Here is a 17,130-nt window from a genome sequence, read left to right as displayed (position 1 = left end):
AGTTAATGCGCCGTCCGCCTGGGAGCAGCAGGGATTGGCGCAGGAAAAGCAAAGGCCGCCCGGCGCATGCACGCCAGGGCGGCCTCCAAGGACGGCTCGGGACGAGAGACCGGGGCTACGGCTGTTCCGTCGGGCTCTGGGAGTTCTGTGGCTGACGAACGGCGCGCGTCACGAAGTCCGCGCCGTTGTTGTCGGTGTCGGAGCCATTCCCCCGGAGCGCGTCACTGCCACCCACGGCCATGGTCGCGGGGGTGGAGGTGGGCAGCGCCTTCCGCTCGAGGCTGCCACCCACGGAGGGGTGACTGGGCGCCGCGGTGCCTTCGGGCGAGTTCCCCGTGCCCCAGCCCACCTTGTCCACCGCCACGTCACCGACAGCGGTCGTCAGCCCCGGGCCGATGCGGATATGTCCGCCGGCGGTCGTGGACGCCGACACGTCGAACGTCGTGCCGTACGACAGGTCCCGCGCCACGGCACCGCTGTAGTTGGCGCCCCCCAGGAGGAAGTAGCCATGGGCCCGGATGAGGGTCCCCGCGGGGATGAGGTAGCCGGCGCCGTACGAGGACCCCGTCGCGGACTTGTACTGCACGCGCCAGTTGCCAATGTCCAAGTCCGCGTTCGTCGGGTTGTAGAGCTCGATGAACTCATCCGTGGCCGCGCTCCCGGTGCCATTGCCGCCGCACACCTCGCTGATGACAACGTGGTTGGCCCCGGGCGGTGCGGCCGGCGTCACCGTCACCGCGCCGTAGTTCGGCGTGACACCCTGAGCGACGACGCCATCCTGGTCGCAGTACACCCATTCCTGGGCTTCGGGCGGGCCCTGCGTGAAGCGATAGCGGAAGCCATACGCGTAGGTCCCCGGAACAGAAACGCTGAGCGAAGCCACCCGTTCATCGTTGTTGTTCCCCGAAGGGGCGTACCCAGGATTCGGCGCCGTCGCCACCCACGTCCATGACTCCGGCGCGGAGGGGTCCGTGCCGTGGCCCAGCTCCGCGACGAGGTGCGGGAACCCGTCGTTGCCGTTCTGGTTCCGGTTGGTCACCTGCGGCTCGTAGAACTGGCTGAAGACGGAGTGTGACGTGCCCACGCTGATGGGCGCGGAGAACGTCTTCGGGTACTGGATGGCGCAGTAGTCCACCGGGCCCGTGATGGCCACGGAGCAGGACTCATTCGCGGCGCCCGGCGTGCCCCGGCCTCCGCCCGGAAGCGACGCGTCCGAGTCACACCAGTACCAGGCGTGCTGACTGGCCCGCGTCCCGAGCACCGCGGAAGACAGGTTCATGGAGCGCCCCACCGTCTGCGGGAAGGCGGCGGAGTACGCCACGTCATCCACCACGGTGGCCCCCATCTCGACGAAGAGGTGCCCCGAGTGACCCAGCGTGAAGAGCGTGCCGCCGTAGCCGTACTGCGCCGGCACGCCACCGTTGTTCGCCGCATCCGCGTTGCTCGCGGCGACGAAGGTGCCCCGCCCCGGGATGATGAAGGGCCGGTCGCCTGGCGTCAGCACGCTGAAGTCCGACACCGCGCCCGCGCCATTGTCGAAGCGGATGCGCAGGTTCGCGATGTCCCGAGGACCGTCGACGGTGCTGGTCAGCTCCAGGTACTCGGTGGTGTTGGCGTCGGGGCGGTGCATCAGCTCGCTGATGACCAACTCCCCCGCCGCGGGAGCGGGCGCCGTGGTGCAGGCGGCCTCGAAGCAGACGCCGTCCTGGCCAGGGCAGACCTCGGGGGTCTCCGTGTACTCGCACGCCGCCAGGCCCGCGGTCACCACGCAGGCCTCCGCGTACGTCACGCGCGACAGGCCGTCCTCCGAGCACTCCGGCGCCCGAGGCGCACAGACGAGGTCCGCGCACGGCCCAGGCACCTCGATGAAGGCGTAGGTGAGCGCACTGCCGTTGTTCGCCGCATCGAACACGCGCAGCCCGAAGTACCAGGTCGTCGCCTGCCCCACGGGGGGCGTCACCTGGAGTTCCTCCGGCAGCCAGGGCGACCTGGGCGTGCCCGTGGGGATTTCCGTGGCGTTCGAGAACGTCTGCGCGTCGAACGGCGTGTTGCTGTAACGGAGTTCGTAGCGAGCAGCGGTGCCATCCATGCCGTTGTCGCCCGTCGCCGTCCAGGTCACTCGCACCGTCGAGCTGTTCACCAGGCCCAGCATCATCCCAGGCCGCGCGGGGGGGACATCGTCGATGAGGGTGATCAGCGCCGCCGCGGACGTCAGCGCCGGGTTCGCGCTGGTCGCGGTCAGCACGAAGTCCCCCGCCCGGTTCACGGTCAGGTCGCTGAAGGCCGCCACGCCCGCCACGGGCGACACCGTCAGCGTGCCCCCCAGGGTCACTCCGGGCGCGTTCTCCAGATGGAGCGTGACAGCGGGTGCCGTGACGTCCGCGGTGTTGCCGAACGCATCCTGCAGCGCCACGCGTGTCACGGGCAGCGGTTGGAGGATGGAACCCGTCTCCGGCGCGGAAATGAACGCGAGCCGCGTGGGCGCGCCCGCCGCCACCGTGAAGGCGGCCGTACCGGACACATCCGCCTGAGCGTCCTCGAAGGTCACCGACTGTTCGCCCGCGGTCTGGAAGGTGATGACGAACGTGTGCACGCCGTCATCCGCCTCCGTGTACGTGTACGCGGACAGCGGCTCCGCCTCCGCATCCGAGGAGGAGGGAACGACCGTCCCCGAGTAGTCCGTCAGGACGTTGCCGAAGCGGTCCTGCGCGGAGACCGTGAAGGACTGGGGCTCACCCGCCACCGTGGCCTCCGTCGGAGCCACCACGTGAAAAGCCGCGAGACCGCCAGGAGCGACCGTCACCTGCCCCGTTGCCGTCAGCGCAGCGAACAGGGTGTCCGTGACGACGAGCTGCCGCACCCCCGCCGTGGCGAAGCTCACATTGAAGAGGTGCTGCCCACCATCTTCCTCGCCGAACGTGTAGTTCGCCGGAAGCGTCGCCTGCGTGTCACCGGGCGCCGAGAAGTGCACGGTGCCCCGGTACCCCGTCGCGAGGTTGTCGTGCGCGTCCCGCAGCGAGACGGTGACGCCCACCGACTGGCCTGCGGAAGCCGTGGCGGTGGACAGCGCCAGCCGCAGTTGGGTCACCGGCCCGTGCCGCACCTCCGTGCTCACCGTCGCCGTCAGCGCCATGTTGCCCACGTCACGCACCGTCACGGACCGCGAGCCCACCGTCACCAACGTCACGGAGAACCCGCGCAGCCCCGCGTCCGCGGGCACGAAGGTGTAGTCCGCGGGCAATACAGCCTGGCCGTCACTCGACTCGAAGCGCACCGTGCCGGCATAGCCCGTGACGATGTTGCCGAAAGCATCGCGCGCGGTGACCGTGAGGTTCTGCGCCGCCCCGGCCTCCACGCCGCCAACGGGCAGCTCGCTCAACGCCAGCGACGCCGCCGCGCCCGTGCTCACCTCCACCGTGAGTTCACCGGACACCTGCGGCGCGGCCAGGTCCGTCACGGTGAGGGTCTGCGCTCCCGAAGTCCGGAGCGTCACGCCGTTGTTGAAGACATGGGTGCCCTGGTCTCCCGCGGTGAACGTGTAGTCCTGGGGCAGCGCGGCCTCCGCGTCGGTCGACGTGAAGCGCACCTGGCCCGTGTAGCCGGTGACCACGTTGTCGAACGCGTCGTAGGCCGTCACCTCCACGCTTCCCTGAACGCCAGCGGCCACCGGGCCCACGAGCCCGATGAGCCCCAGCCGTGCCGCGGCGCCCGGGGTGATGGTGAACACATCGCTCTGCGCCTCGGGGACGCCCGTCACGGTCGCGGTGAACCGGTGCGTCCCCGCCTTCTCCACCACCAGCCCGGTGAAGACGGCCACGCCGTTGACGGCGGCGACCTGGACGGGCTCGAAGCTGGGCTCCCCCACCACCGCGAGGGTGACAGGCGACGTCGCCGTGGTGACGACCTCTCCGCTCGAGTTCCGCAGCGACACGTGGACCTCCGGCAGCACGGCGCCCGCGACGCCCCCTTGGGGCTGCTGCGAGAAGACGAGCTGCGAGACGCCCGGGTCCCGCGTCTGAATCATCAGGCTCGCGGAGCGCGCCCCATTGCCCGCATTGTCCACCACCTCCAACGCCACGTGGTAGTTCGTGTTCGGCTCGAGGCCCGTGAGGACGGCGGACTCCGGCGTGCCGGGCTCCTCGGGGGCGCCCACGCTCACGGGCGTCGCCGCGTCGAAGTCCGCCTGGGTCAGGATGGGGGCCAGCGAATAGCGCAAGGACTGGGACGCCGCCCGGCCCAGGTCGCCGTCATCCCCCACGGCCACCCATGCCACGGTGACGCTGTCCTCCGTGGAGGCCGTCGCGGTGAGCACCGGCGTGGAGGGGCGCACGTCGTCCTCGATGTTGATTTCGGTGCTCGTGGCCGGCGTCAGTCCCGGCGCGCTGGCCTGGAGCCGGACACGTCCCTCCGAGTCCACATGAAGGCTGGTGAACGACGCCACGCCCTCCGCGGGCGCCATCTCGGTGACGCCGCGCAGGGGCGCCCCGCCGGCCAACGACAAGGTCACGTTGGGCGAGCCCACCGGCGTCCGGTTGCCATAGGCATCCTGGAGCGACACCTGAACGAGCGACAACGCAGCGCGCACGGACGCACGCGAAGGCACCTGCACGAAGGCCAGGGCCGCGGTGGGCCCCGCCGCGATGCGCACGTCCTGCCGCCCCGTCAGGCCCGTCTGCGTGGTGTCCTGGATGTCGACGCGCTGAAGGCCCGCGCGATAGAGCACGATGTCCGTGAAGCGGAAGCGGCCCGCATCGCCTTCGGTGAAGGTGTGCGGCGCGGGCAGCGAGGCCGCCGCGTCGGAAGACAGGACCGCCAAGGTGCCCCGGTAACCCGTGGCGACGTTGCCGAACGCGTCACGCACCGTCACGTCCGCATCGTGGCGAACCCCCGCCGGGGCGGTCGCCAGCAGACCGCTCACCTCGACCGTGGCCGCGGCGGCCGGCGTCACGTTGAAGAGGGGGCTGAGCGCGCTCTCGACGCCCGCCGACTCCGCGCGGAGCTGGTAGCCGACACCGGCGCGCGTCAGCACCACTTCCTGAAAACGGGCGACGCCTTCCACGGACTGCGCCCGAAGGGTTCCTCCCAGCGGCGCGCCACCGGGACCGGCGGCCAGCGCCAGCGTCACCTCGCCCGTGGCAGACGTCACGATGTGACCTTCGGCATCCTGGAACGCGACCTCCAGGCCTCCCACGGGCGCACCCGCCCTCGCCGTCACGGAGGAAGACACGAACGCCAGCCGCGCCGCGCTCAACGCCGAGAAGACCACGACAGGGCGCGAGCCCAACACCACCGCGCCCCCCTCCGCGTCCACCGCGGCCGTCACCCGCTTCGAACCACCCCGCGTGGAGACCACCGACGCGGTGGCCACGCCCTGGGCATTCGTCCGCTCCGCGGGCTGCGTCACGGTGTTGCCGTCGCCGGACACCTCCACCCGCACCGTGCGGCCCTCCAACGGGGAGCCGTCCCTCCGCCGCACCGTCACGGTGATGGTGACGGGATCACTCCCGTTCGCCAGCACCTGCGCCGCGCGGTCCACCTCCACGGTGGACAGCGAGGCATCGGGCAGCGGAATCACGGGGGGCGGGGGGGTTGGCGTGGAGCTTCCACCACACCCCAGCGCAACGCCCAGGCACAGCACGCTCAGCCCGAAAGACCGGGCGAGCACCAGCAGACGACGCGACATGAATGGCTCCGGCAGCGAACGGGCCCCACATGCACGCATCCCCTCGCGGGGCCCCAGTGCCTTCTACCAGACATCCCGCCCTACCAAGTAGGCCCCAGCAAGAGCTTTGCAGCCCAGGTAAAATCCACGGGGTCATCCTGACCCATTCTTGTGAGTCCGGGCCCCGGGGCCGCCCCCCGGGGAAGAGGGCTCAGGGCCGCTCGGTGGGGCTCGCCGTGTTCTGCGGCTGGCGCACCGCGCGTGTCACGAAGTCCCGTGAATTGTCGTCGGTGTCCGAACCATTTCCCCGGAACTCGTCGGCGCCGCCCACCGCCATCGTCGCGGAAGTCGACGTGGGCTGGGCCTTGCGCTCCACGCTGCCTCCAGCCGCTGGGTGCGCGGGGCCTGGGTTGGTTTCCGGAACGCTCCGTCCCACGCCGTAACCCAGGGCATCCACGAGCCCGTCCCGGTCGGTGGGCTGCGTCCCCAGGCGTCCGGTGCCCAGGCGCACGTTTCCGACGCCCGACGCGATGTTGGTGCTGCCCCAGACCACATCCGGCGGAACGCTCGGGTTGGAGGCCGCGTAGCCGTTGCTGCCCACCAGGAAGTAGCCCCGCGCCGGAATCACGCTTCCAGGCGGCAACGTCGTCAGCACGGTGAAGTTGATGGCGGAGCTGTCCCAGGCGGCCGTGCGGTACTGCACCTGCCATCCACTCATGTCGACATCGAGAATGGTGGGGTTGTGCAGCTCGATGAAGTCCTCGAGGCTCGAGCCGACGCCCGCGCCAGAGACCTCACTGATGACGACGTGGTCGGCCACCGGGGGCTGCACCGTCACGGTGCCGAAGTTGGCCGGGCTCCCCTGCGCGACGGCGCCGTCCTGGTCGCAGTACACCCATTCCTGGGCCTCCGCGGGCCCCCGGGTGAAGCGGTAGCGGAAGCCGTAGAAGTAGGTGCCCAGCGTGTTGAAGTCGAAGATGGACCACGTCTCGTCCTCGTGCGCGGAGGCCGCGTCCGCGGCGTAGGCGTAGTGGAACGTCGCGTATTGCCACGCCCAGGTCTCCGGCGCCTGGGCATCCGTGCCGTACCCCATCTGGACCACGAGGTAGGGGAACTCGTCGTTGCCCGCTGCGTTCCGGGTGGTCACCTGGTCCGTATAGAAGCGGCTGAAGACGTTCTGGGTGGTGCCCTGGTTGACCGGCAGCCCAAAGGTCTTGGGCCTGTGAATGGAGCAGTCCTCCACGGGGCCCGGGATGACGACGCCACACGACTCGTTCGGCTGCCCCGGCGTGCCCCGGTTCGCCCCGGAGAGCAGCGTTTCACTGGGGCACCAGTACCAGGGCCGGGAGCTCGGCGCGTCGTAGATCAGCGGCGCCAGGTTCAGGGAGCGGCCGGGTCCGGAGTTCATGTGCGTGCTGTAGCCGTAGCTCATCCGGTCCAGGTAGGAGTTCCCCAGGAGGACGCCGACGCGGCCCCGGGTGTCATCCAGCGGATTGCCCGGAAAGACACCGTGAACGGGGATGCCGCCGTTGGTGGCGCGATTCGCGTTCGGGCCCAGGACGAGCATCCCGTGCGGCGCCATCAGGGGGCGCTGACCGGCGACCCACCGGACGTCGACCGTGAAGCGCTCGCCCGACGCGATCTCGACATCGACGTCCAGCCCGGAGACGTCGAGCAGCTTGTCGGTGAGGTTGAGAATCTCCACGTATTCGGTCGTGCCCCCCGTGGGCTGATACATCACCTCGGTGATGAGGACGTCACTGCTGCCCGCGCGCGACGGCGTGGCACAGGCGCCGTCGAAGCAGACCGCGCCCTGGCCCGGGCAAAGGTTCGTGGTCGGCGTGTAGACGCAGCGGGGCACGTCGTCCTGCACCACGCACGCCTCGGCATACCGCACGATGCGGACGCCATCCGCCGCGCACTCGGCCGCCCTGGGCGGACAGACAAAGTCCGCACACGCCCCGGGCAGCGTGATGGACGTGGTGGCCAGGGCGCTGCTGTTGTCCGCGCCGTCGAACACGCGCAGGCCGAAGTACCAGGTCGCCGCCGCGGACGGCAGGACCCGCGTGGCCTCCTCTTCCTCACCCGGTGCGCGCGGCTGGGCGGTCGTCATCAGCGTCGCGCTGGCGAAGTTCCCCTCGGTGATGGGCGACGCGCTGTAACGCAGCTCATAGCGCGAGGCGGTGCCCAGCATGTCGTCGTCCCCCGTCGCCCGCCACGTCAGGTGGACCGTCCGGTAGTCCCGCAGGCTCGCGGACAGCACCGGCTGCGCGGGGGCAATGTCATCCGTGACGACGAGCAGGACCTCCGCGGAGGTGAGGCTCGAGCCTCCGATGGTCGCGGTGAGCGTGTACGTGCCTTCGTCATCCAGGGACACGTCGGAGAAGGTCGCGACCCCGTCCACAGGAACCACCGTCAAGGTGCCGCGCAATGCCCCCGCCGGCCCGCCCTGAAGACCGAGCGTCACCGCGGACGACGCGGTGCTCACCCGATTGCCGAAGAGGTCCGTCACCGTGACGCGCAACCCCGGAAGGACCTGCCGTACGAGCCCGAAGGCGACGGACGACGGGAAGCGCAGCTCGGCCGGCGCCCCGGGCGTCACGGTGAGGGCATGCGAGGCCGACACCTGCGCCGCGGAGTCCCGGAACGTCACCGACTGGCTCCCAGCGGTCCGAAGGGTGATGGGGAACGACTGCACGCCCTGGTTCGCCAGTGCATAGGTGCGGGTCGGCAGAGGAGAGGCGGCGGCATCCGAGGACGAGGTCACCACGGTCCCGGTGTAGTCCGTCTTCACATTGCCGAACCCGTCATACGCGGTGACCGAGAAGGAGCGGGACTGACCCGCCACGAGCTCCGTCGGGAGCGGCGTCATCCGCAACGCCGCGAGCGCCCCGGGCCGCACCGCCACCTGCGCCTGCGCCGTCAGCCCCGCGACCACCGTGTCCCTCGCAACGAGGGTCCGGCTTCCCACCACCGTGAAGGCCACGTTGAACATCCGCTGGCCCGCGTCCGCCTCGGTGAACGTGTAGTCCGCGGGCACCGTGGCCCCCGAATCCCCCGGCGCCTCGAAGCGCACGGTGCCCCGGTAGTTCGTGGCCACGTTGTCGAACGCATCGCGGATGGACACCGTCGCGGTCACGCTCGCGCCGACCGCCGGCTGCGCGGGCGACAACGTCAGCACCATCCGGGCCACCGCGCCCGCCGACACCTGCGTGCTCGCGGTCGCCGTCAGCGACGTCTGCCCCACGTCCCGGACCGTCACCGAGCGCGAACCCGCCGCCATCAACACCACCGGGAAGGTGTGCTGCCCGGCGTCCTGCCCCGGCACGAAGGTGTAGTCCGCGGGCAGGGTCGCGCCGCTGTCGGTCGACGTGAACCGCACCGTGCCCGCATACCCGGTGACGAGGTTGCCGAAGCGGTCTCTCACGGAGACCGTCACGTGCTGCTCCACCCCCGCGGAGATGGCACCAGGCAGCCCGGCCAGCTCCAGCCGGTCCACCGCGCCCGTGACCACCTCCACGTCGAGCGTCGCCGTCAACTGCGGCTGCGCCGCATCCGTCACGGTGATGTGCCGGACACCCGAGGCGTACAGGATGACGCCTCCGAGGGTGTGTCGGCCGCCCGCGGCGGACGTGAAGGTGAAGTCGGCCGGTAGCTGCGCCTGCGCGTCGTCGGACGTGAAGCGAACCGTCCCGGTGTATCCCGGGGCCACGTTGTCGAAGGCGTCATAGGCCGTGACGACCAGCTCCCCCGCGACACCCGCGGAGAGCGTCCCCGAGGCCAACGACAGCCCCAGGCGAACCGCCGGGCCCGGCTGGATGGTGAACGGCTCGCTCTGCACCGCCGGCAGCCCCGCGACACTCGCGGAGAAGCGGTGCGTCCCCGCCGACGCCACGGTCAGGCCGTCGAAGCTCGCCACGCCGTTCACCGCGGCCACCTGCACGGCCTGGAAACGCTCACTGCCCACCAACGTCAGCGTCACCGGCGACGTGGCCGACGTGAAGACCTGGCCATCCGCATCCAGCAAGGCGACACGAACGCCGGGCAGCGAGGCCCCGGCGATGCCACCCGCGGGCTGTACCGTGAAGGCCACCCGCGCGACGCCCGGGTCACGCGTCTGAACCATCACCCCCGCCGAGCGCGCGGTGTTGCCCTGGTTGTCCACCACACGCAACGCCACGTGGTAGGGGGTCCCGGGGTTCAAGCCCGTGAGGGTGGCGGACTCGGACGTCCCCGCCGGTGACGGCGCGGAGAGCCCAGGCACTGGCGTCGCCGCGTCGAACCGCGCATCGGTGTCGATGGGCGACGTCGAGTAGCGCAGGTCGTGTGCCGTGGCCTGCCCCCATTCACCGTCATCCCCCACCGCGACCCAGGACACCGTCACGGTGCTCAACGTCGCGGCGCTCGCCGTGAGGACCGGCGTCGCGGGCGGAACGTCATCCACGACGTCGAGGTCCGCGCTCTCCACAGGGGGCAAGCCGTCGGCCGTGGCCCGAAGCCGGAAGCGACCCTCCGACTCCACCCGGACGCTGGCGAAGGAAGCGACGCCCTCCACCGGCGTTGCCTCCGTGCTCCCCATCAGGGACACCGTCGACGACCCCAGCCCCAACGTCACCCCGGGCGCCGACGCCGTCACCCGGTTCCCGTGGATGTCCTCCAGCCCCACCTGCACCAGGGGCAGCGTCGCCCGCACGGACACGCGCGAAGGCACCTGCACGAACACCAGCCCCGCGACGCTCCCCGCGGACACACGCAGGTCCGCGCCCGCCGAGAGCGCGGGCTGGACCTCGTCCACGATGTCCACGCGCTGAGAGCCCGCCCGCTTGAGCTGGAGGCCCGTGAAGCGGAAACGCCCCGCGTCGCCTTCCGTGAACGCATGCGCCGATGGCACCTCCGCCGTCACATCCGACGCGCGAACCGACATCGTGCCCCGATACCCGCTGGCGACGTTGCCAAAGGCATCACGCACCGTCACCTCCACATCGAAGGCCGCGCCAGCGACCACGTTCGACGGCAGGCCCGACGTCTCGACCGACGCCGCGTAGGAGGGCGTCACGTCGAAGACGGGGCTCAGTGCCGGCTCCAGTCCGTCCGCCTCCGCCTTGAGCTGGTAGCCCGCACCCGCTCGGGTCAACACCACCTCGGTGAAGCGCGCCACACCGCCCACCGCGGAGGCGGTCACCGTGCCGTCCAGCGATGCCGCACCGGGCCCCGCGACGAGCGAAAGCGTCACCTCCGCGGTCGAGGTCTCGACGAAGCGGCCGTTCGCGTCCTCAATCACCACCGCCAAGGGGTCCACGGGCACGCCGGCACGGGCGCTCAGCGCCCCCGCGGAGAACACCAGCCGCGCGGGCGGCACCGCGTCGAACGTGACGACCGGACGCGTGCTCACGAGCACCGAGCGCCCATCCACCTCCACGGTGGCGGAGACCGTCTTCTCCTCCGCGCGCGTGGACATCACCGACGCGACGGCAACCCCTTGTCCGTTCGTCCGGCCCGTGGGCTGCGTCACGGTGTTCCCTTCACCGGACACCTCCACCCTCACCGAGGCCCCTTCCACGGGCGAGCCGTCCTCGCGCCGCGCCGTCACGGTGACGGTGACCACGTCCTGACCGTCCGCGATGACTCGCGAGGTCCGGCTCACCTCCACCGAGGAGCGCGTGGCGTCCAGGCCCGGCTGCGGCTGAGGCCCAGGGGGCTTGGAATCCCCACCACCACACGCGAGAGACAGGCCCAGGAACAGCACACCCAGCACCTGGGTGTGAAGAAGACGCCGCACGGACATGGAAGGCCCCAAGAGCAGACGCACCTCGTGTGAACTTCCCCCTCACGAGGCGGCGGGGCCTTCTAGCAGACATGCCCCGGCGCAAAGCAATCACATATCGGAATTTTACGACTCCGACAGAGCTGCCCGCGCCGGGCATGACCCCCTGAGAAAAGATGTAGCGTCTGGCGTTACATCCCGAGCGCGGCCATGAGTGCGCCGCCACCCAGCAGGGACTGGCCACCGTCGCACACCATGATGGAACCGGTGATGTACGCCGAGCCCTCCGACGCCAGGAACAGCGCGAGCTGCGCGATGTCCTGCTTCTTGCCGAAGCGCTGGAGCGGCAGGGCCTGCGCGAGCTTGTCGCGGCCTTCATCGCTGGGGGCGAGCCGGCGCATGCCCTCGGTGTCGTCGATGGGGCCCGGCGTGATGGAGTTCACGCGCACACCGGAGCCACCCCACTCGATGGCCAACACGCGCGTGAGCATGTCCACGCCCGCCTTGGCCGCACAGACGTGGGCCTGCATGGCCATGGGGAGATAGGCCTGGGGCGCGGAGATGTTGATGAGGGACGCGCCCGGCTTGCGCAGGTGCTCGAAGGCGGCGCGGCTGATGTTGAAGGTGCCCAGCACGTCGATGTCCATCACCGCCTTGAAGCCGTTGGAGGACATGCCCAGGGCCGGCGCCGGGAAGTTGCCGGCGGCGCCACAGACGACGATGTCCAGCTCGCCGTACGCGTCGCGCACCGTCTGCAGGGCCTTCTCCACCGCCGCGAAGTCCCGGACGTCGGCGGCCACGCCCATGGCGGTGCCGTGCGCCTGGAGGCCCTTCACCGCGCCCTCGAGCTTCTCCACGTTGCGGCCATTGATGGCCACCTTGGCGCCCGCCTTCACGAAGGCCTCGGCGATGCCGAGGTTGATGCCACTGCTGCCGCCGGAAATGAACGCCACCTTGCCCGCGAGCAGCCCGTCCCGGAACACGCCATCAGCCATTTGACCGTCTCCTGTGGAAGCAACCAGGCTCGGACTTGAACAAACCTGCCGCACTGCGTCCACGTCCATCGCCGGACGGACGGCGGAACCTGGGCCCGTGTGTTAGAGGTCGCGCCATGACCCGCCGCCGCCCCGAAATCCTCGCCCCCGCTGGGGACCTTGACTCGATGAAGGCCGCGCTCGCCAGCGGCGCGGACGCCATCTATTTCGGGTTGGACGAAGGCTTCAATGCGCGAGCCCGCGCGGAGAACTTCTCGCTCGCCAACCTGGCCGAGACGCTGGCGCTCGTACACCGCGCCGGGGCCCGGGCCTACCTGACGCTGAACACCCTGGTGTTCGAGCCCGAGCTGCCCGTGGTGGAGGACATCCTGCGCCGCGTGGCCGAGGCGGGCGTGGACGCGCTCATCGTCCAGGACCCCGCGATTGCCCTGGTCGCGCGCGCGGTGTGTCCTCAGATGGAGGTCCACGCCTCCACGCAGATGACGATTTCGAGCGCGGAGGGCGCGCGCTTCGCGAGGGGCCTGGGCGCCACCCGCGTGGTGGTGCCACGCGAGCTGTCCGTGGCGGAGATTCGCCGGCTGGCATCGGAGACGGACATCGAGCTGGAGGTGTTCATCCACGGCGCGCTCTGCATGTCCTGGAGCGGCCAGTGCCTCACCAGCGAGGCGTGGGGTGGCCGCTCCGCCAACCGGGGCCAGTGCGCGCAGTCGTGTCGGCTGCCCTATGACCTGGTCGTGGATGGCCAGACGCGCGAGCTGGGCGACGTGCAGTACCTGCTCAGCCCCAAGGACCTCGCGGGGGTCATGGCCGTGCCGCAGCTCGTGGACATCGGCGTCCACTCGCTGAAGATTGAAGGCCGCCAGAAGGGCCCGCAGTACGTCGCCACGGCGGTGCAAGGTTACCGGCGATGGGTGGACGGCGTGGCCGCGGGCACGCCGGACACGGGCGCGCTGCGCCGGGACTTGTCGGACATGACGCTGTCGTACAGCCGCGGCTTCTCGCACGGCTTCTTCGCGGGCTCGGACCACCAGACGCTGGTGGAGGGACGCTTCCCCAAGCACCGAGGCGCGTTCCTGGGCCGGGTGGAGTCCGTGCACGGGCGCGACGTGCGCGTGGTGGACGACGCGGAGGGCCGCCCCTGGACGGGCGGGCTGGGCCAGGATGACGCGCCCAAGCGCGGCGATGCGCCCGTGGGCAAGGTGTCCTCTCCGCTGGAGACGGCGGCCCCGGTGGCGGCGGACGTATCGCCCCGGCCCGGCATGGGCGTGGTGTTCGACGATGGGCACCCCGAGGACAAGCACGAGCCCGGCGGCCCCCTGTTCCGCGTGGAGCGCAAGGGCTCGGGGTGGGTGCTGGGCTTCGGCAACCCCGGGCCGGACCTGGCGCGCGTGAAGCCGGGCCAGCGGGTGTGGGTGACGAGCGATCCCGCCCTGGTGAAGCGCACCGAGGAGCTGCTGGAGCGCGGCGAGCCGGAAGGCCGCGTGCCGCTTGAGCTGACCGTGACGGGCGCCGCGGGCGCGCCGCTGACGGTGGTGGGCCGCGCGCGCGGTGGCCATGTGGCCACGGTGTCCAGCGAGGTGATGCTGGCCGAGTCTCGCGGCGGTGGCATCGATGAAGCGCTGCTGCGCGACAAGCTGGCGGCGCTGGGCGGCACGCCTTTCCAGTTGGCGGGCCTGGACACCTCCGGGCTCGCGGCGGGGCTGCACCTGCCGGTGTCGGAGATGAAGGCGCTGCGCCGCCGGCTGGTGCCCAAGCTGGCCGAGGCCGTGGCCCGTGGGCCCGTGCGGACGGTGAACGCGGGCTCCACGCTGGAGCCCCTGCGCGCCTCGCTGCGGGAGCGGGTGACGCCCACGCCGCGCGCGGTGGAGGACGCGCGCTTGCTGCCGCTGTGCCGCACGGATGAGCAACTCGAAGCGGTCATCGCGGCGGGCCTGCCCGAGGTCGAGCTGGACTGGATGGAGCTGGTGGGGCTCCAGCGCGCGGTGGAGCGGGCTCGCGCCGCGGGGCTGCGCGTGACGATTGCCACGGTGCGCGTGCAGAAGCCGGGCGAGGAAGGCTACGACGCGCGCATCGCGAAGCTGAAGCCGGACGCGGTGCTGGTGCGCCACTGGGGCGCGATGATGCACTTCCTGGAGCGGCCTCCCGCTCCCGGTGAGACGCGCCCTGCCCTGCACGCGGACTTCTCCTTGAACGTCACCAACTCCGTGACGGCGCTGCACCTGCTGGGGCTCGGGCTGGACACGCTGACCTTCGCCCATGATTTGGACGCGGTGCAGCTCGGGGCCATGCTGGAGCACCTGCCCGCGGAGCGCTTCACGGTGACGCTGCACCACCACATCTCCACGTTCCACACCGAGCACTGCGTGTACTCCCACACGCTGTCCCATGGGCGCGACTACCGGAGCTGTGGGCGCCCGTGTGAGAAGCAGCGCGTGTCGCTGAGAGACCACAAGGGCCTGGAGCACCCCGTGGTGGTAGACGTGGGCTGCCGGAACACGGTGTTCAACGCGCAGGCCCAGAGCGCCGCGTCGCTGGTGCCGTCGCTGCTCACGCGGGGCGTGCGCCGCTTCCGGGTGGAGTTCGTGCGGGAGTCGCGCGAGGAGTCCGCGCGGGTGCTCGCCGCCTACCAGGAGCTGCTCGCGGGCCGCATCTCCCCCGCCGAGGCCATCCGGCGCGCGGCCGTCCACGAGCAGTTCGGCGTGACGAAGGGCACGATGAAGGTGCTCAACCCGACCTTCACCGTGCAGCGCTGAGCGCGACGCTCAGTGGGACGTGGGCACCGCGCGGCGCGAGAAGCGCAGCACCGCGCGGAACACGTCCTCCGTCGCGTCCGGGTCCAGATTCAACTCCGAGGCCCACTGACGCCGAGCCTCCAGCAGGCTCGCCTCCCGCTCCGAGTCGGGCAGCGGCAGTCCGTGCTCCGCCTTCAGGCGCGCCGCTTGATGGATGAGCCGGGCGCGGCGGTCCAGGAGCTGAACCAGCTCACGGTCCACGGCATCGACGTGCTCCCGGACCTCGGCCAGTCCCGGCGGCGCGGGCACGGAGGCCCCCGGCCCTCCCGCCTCACATGCGAGGTGGAGCTGCGTCAGCGCATCCAGCAGGTGCACGCGGGCATCGCGTGCGTAGGGGTTCTCCGACTGCACGACGCCGAAGAGATGCGGCACCTCCAGGCGCGCGTACTCCTCCAGGCGCGCCACGGGCTGGAAGCTGGGCGGCGCGAAGGGCAGGTCCTTCCCGGCCTCGGCCTTCAACAAGCCGTGCGCCAGGAAGAAGGTGAGCACGTGCGTGCGCGCCATCAGCGCGTCATGGGCATCCGGCGACAGCTCCGTGACTTCACAGCCGATGCGCTCGAACAGGGCCCGGGCCTTGTGCACCGCGGCCGGGTGCAGCTCGTTCGGACACACCACCGTGCGGCGTGGCAGGTCACCGCGCGCGAGGCTGGCCGGGCCGAACAGCGGATGGGTGCCCACCCACGGAATGTCCCGCCCCAGCACCGAGGCCAGGACCTGCACGGGCCGCACCTTGACGCTTCCGACGTCGAGCACCGTCTGCGCGGGCGTCAGGTGCGGGCGAAGCGCCTCCAGCACCGAGCGCATCGCGGACACGGGCATGGACAGGATGACGAACGTCGCGCCTTCGACGGCCTGCGCGAGCGCCGGCGCGCGCAGCGCCGAGGGCACGTCGTCCTGCCCGGGGTCGAACACCCGATGCGAGATGCCCGCGTCCACGAACAGCCCCGAGAGGGCACGGCCAAAGCGGCCGTACCCCAGCAACGCGATGCTTTCCGTCATGTCGCCGGGCTCCGAATCCAAGTTGTTCCTGGAATTCTCGCATCCCCAGCCGGCCTGACGAAAGGGCGCTGCCCCGGGGCGTCAGCGACCCTGGAACTGGGGCGTTCGACGTTCCGCGAAGGCGGCGAAGGCTTCGGCCAGGTCCTGCGACTGGAGGAACGCGGAGTTCCACACCGCGACGTAACGCAGGCCATCCGCGGTGGATTTGTCGGCGCAGTACTCCATGACCTGCTTGGCGCCCTGGACGACGAGCGGCGGGTTCTCGGCGATGCGCTTCGCGGTCGCCCGGGCCTCGGCCAGCAGGGCTTCCTGGGTGGGAAACACCTCGTTGACCAGCCCCATGCGGAGCGCCCGGGCCGAGCCCACGTCGCCGCCCGTGTACGCCAGCTCGCGCGTGTTCCCTTCGCCAATGATGCGCGGCAGACGCTGGAGCGCGCCCAGGTCGGCGACGATGCCCACCTTCACCTCTCGCAGGGAGAACTTCGCGTCCTCTGAGCAGTACCGGAAGTCGCACGCGGCGATGAGGTCCATGCCCCCGCCGATGCACCAGCCATGGACAGCGGCGATGACGGGCTTGCGACAGCGGGCCAGGCCCTCGGTGGCCTGCTGCATGTCACCAATCAGGGCCAGTAGCTTCAGACGCTCCAGCGCCAGGTTGCTGTCCCCGGTGAGCAGCGGCCCCAGGGACTCCATCATCCCCATCAGGTCCAGGCCGTAGGTGAAGTTCTTCCCTTCCCCGCGCACGAGGATGACGCGAACGGCGTCATCGGCGTCCAGGGCGCGAATGGCCTCGGGCATCTCCCGCCAGAAGTCGGGGCCCATGGCGTTGCCCTTGCCCGGTCCGGTGAGCACGAGCTCGGCGATGCCTTCGTTCTTCTCGATGCGCAGCGACTTGTAGGTGCCGTCCATTCAGCCCTC

The 17,130-nt window shown here is 70.8% G+C and carries 6 protein-coding genes; 1 reads left to right on the top strand and 5 read right to left on the bottom strand.

All coding sequences use genetic code 11. From position 1 onward, the window contains the following. Window positions 1-115: 115 nt before the first annotated feature. From A176_RS05185 to A176_RS05175, 3 genes are all read right to left on the bottom strand, one after another. The gene (locus tag A176_RS05185; protein ID WP_002638835.1) at window positions 116-5,683 is read right to left on the bottom strand and encodes a lamin tail domain-containing protein; all 5,568 of its coding nucleotides are present in this window, start codon (window positions 5,681-5,683) and stop codon (window positions 116-118) included. 190 nt (window positions 5,684-5,873) lie between these two features. Further along, a complete protein-coding gene (locus A176_RS40755) occupies window positions 5,874-11,447 on the bottom strand; it encodes a lamin tail domain-containing protein (protein WP_044889642.1) in 5,574 nt (1,857 codons plus the stop codon). A gap of 170 nt (window positions 11,448-11,617) precedes the next feature. Then, complete coding sequence (locus tag A176_RS05175; protein WP_002638833.1) at window positions 11,618-12,421, bottom strand: SDR family oxidoreductase; 804 nt, start codon at window positions 12,419-12,421, stop codon at window positions 11,618-11,620. 116 nt (window positions 12,422-12,537) lie between these two features. Between A176_RS05175 and A176_RS05170 the strand changes: the two genes are divergently transcribed. Next, on the top strand, window positions 12,538-15,174 hold the full coding sequence (locus A176_RS05170; protein ID WP_002638832.1) for a U32 family peptidase: 2,637 nt from the start codon (window positions 12,538-12,540) through the stop codon (window positions 15,172-15,174). A 9-nt stretch (window positions 15,175-15,183) separates the two neighbouring features. On the opposite strand, the gene A176_RS05165 is transcribed toward A176_RS05170, so the two are convergent. After that, complete coding sequence (locus A176_RS05165; RefSeq protein WP_002638831.1) at window positions 15,184-16,212, bottom strand: prephenate dehydrogenase/arogenate dehydrogenase family protein; 1,029 nt, start codon at window positions 16,210-16,212, stop codon at window positions 15,184-15,186. 81 nt (window positions 16,213-16,293) lie between these two features. Beyond that, complete coding sequence (locus A176_RS05160; protein WP_002638830.1) at window positions 16,294-17,121, bottom strand: crotonase/enoyl-CoA hydratase family protein; 828 nt, start codon at window positions 17,119-17,121, stop codon at window positions 16,294-16,296. Window positions 17,122-17,130: the final 9 nt, after the last annotated feature.

The sequence above is a fragment of the Myxococcus hansupus genome (assembly GCF_000280925.3).
In the GTDB taxonomy this organism is placed as follows: domain Bacteria; phylum Myxococcota; class Myxococcia; order Myxococcales; family Myxococcaceae; genus Myxococcus; species Myxococcus hansupus.
The sequence above is the reverse complement of the archived record's forward strand: the minus strand, read 5'-3'. Positions and strand labels throughout refer to the sequence as shown.

Excerpts from the sequence above, each read along its gene's own strand:
- A176_RS05185 (WP_002638835.1), bottom strand. The coding sequence starts at position 5,683 with ATGTCGCGTCGTCTGCTGGTGCTCGCCCGGTCTTTCGGGCTGAGCGTG.
- A176_RS40755 (WP_044889642.1), bottom strand. The coding sequence starts at position 11,447 with ATGTCCGTGCGGCGTCTTCTTCACACCCAGGTGCTGGGTGTGCTGTTC.
- A176_RS05175 (WP_002638833.1), bottom strand. The coding sequence starts at position 12,421 with ATGGCTGATGGCGTGTTCCGGGACGGGCTGCTCGCGGGCAAGGTGGCG.
- A176_RS05170 (WP_002638832.1), top strand. The coding sequence starts at position 12,538 with ATGACCCGCCGCCGCCCCGAAATCCTCGCCCCCGCTGGGGACCTTGAC.
- A176_RS05165 (WP_002638831.1), bottom strand. The coding sequence starts at position 16,212 with ATGACGGAAAGCATCGCGTTGCTGGGGTACGGCCGCTTTGGCCGTGCC.
- A176_RS05160 (WP_002638830.1), bottom strand. The coding sequence starts at position 17,121 with ATGGACGGCACCTACAAGTCGCTGCGCATCGAGAAGAACGAAGGCATC.